The 1,333-nt window shown below is 49.0% G+C and carries 1 pseudogene; it reads left to right on the top strand.

The window, feature by feature from the left end:
• Positions 1–1,333 (top strand): annotated as a pseudogene (locus EO131_RS17105) (thrombospondin type 3 repeat-containing protein); the annotation flags it as partial.

Here is a 1,333-nt window from a genome sequence, read left to right as displayed (position 1 = left end):
TTACCTGACCGCCGATTGTGATGGTGATGGTGTCACTAACGGTGATGAGAACGAAGATGGTACCGACCCGAACGACTCCTGTGATTTTAATCTCGCAAGCCAAACAGTGGATACCTCCTCCACTTGGAATACGACTGACTGTGATGGTGATGGTGTGATCAATAGTGATGAAAAAACAGATGGCACCGATCCGTTGGACCCTTGTGATTACAACCCGGAAAGTGTGACCCTTCCCCAAAGTGCGGAATGGGAAGCCTTGGATTGTGATAACGATGGCAATCCGAATGGGACAGATCCAAATCCATTGGAAGCAAATGCCATGGATGATTCCGGTGCTACACCAGCGTTTACCGAAGTGGCTATCAACATTTTGGAAAATGACGATTTCTTGCCCAACAATGACCCGAACAATGTAGGAAGCACAAGCTTATCCAGCATTGGAGGCAATGCTTTGGGAACCGTGATTTTTGATGCTGAAACTGGTTTTGTGACCTATACTCCGGTCGCTTCCGAATCAAATTCGACCGTAACCATAATCTACCAAGTTTGTAATGTGCTGGTTGATCCCAACGTTTGTGCTTCTGCAACCATTTTCATAGAAGTAGGTCCAAATACTATTGACGCAGTTGATGATTCCTATGTTTCAGACACAGCCGGAGGTATAATCCCCGACAGCAATGTGCTTTCCAACGATACCCTGAACGGTGAACCCGTTACCTTGGAGGATGTGATCTTGACCTCGACACCCACCAACGTATTGACGGTGAACGAGGATGGCACCATCACAGTGGCACCCGATGCTGCACCAGGCACGTATACCGTGGAGTACACCATCTGCGAGATTGCCAATGGCAGCAATTGTGATACAGCTACGGTCAGCGTTGTTGTTGAACCCGGAAGCGGCAATGTAATCGATGCCGTGGACGATTCCTTTGTTTCAGACACAGCCGGAGGTGTTGTACCGGACAGTAATGTGCTTTCCAACGATACCCTGAACGGTGAACCCGTTACTTTGGAGGATGTGATCCTGACCTCCACGCCAACCGACGTGTTGACAGTGAACGAGGATGGCACCATTACCGTGGCACCCGATGCTGCACCAGGCACGTATACCGTGGAGTACACTATCTGCGAGATTGCCAATGTGGACAATTGTGACACGGCAACCGTGACCGTTGAGGTTCAAGAGGGCATGGGCAATATAATCGATGCTATCAATGATTCCTATATTTCCGACATAGCCGGAGGCGTTGTACCGGACAGTAATGTACTTTCCAATGATACCCTGAACGGTGAACCCGTTACCTTGGAGGATGTGATCTTGACCTCCACA

This window comes from Flagellimonas beolgyonensis, from assembly GCF_003992615.1.
Classification (GTDB): domain Bacteria; phylum Bacteroidota; class Bacteroidia; order Flavobacteriales; family Flavobacteriaceae; genus Flagellimonas; species Flagellimonas beolgyonensis.
The sequence above is the reverse complement of the archived record's forward strand: the minus strand, read 5'-3'. Positions and strand labels throughout refer to the sequence as shown.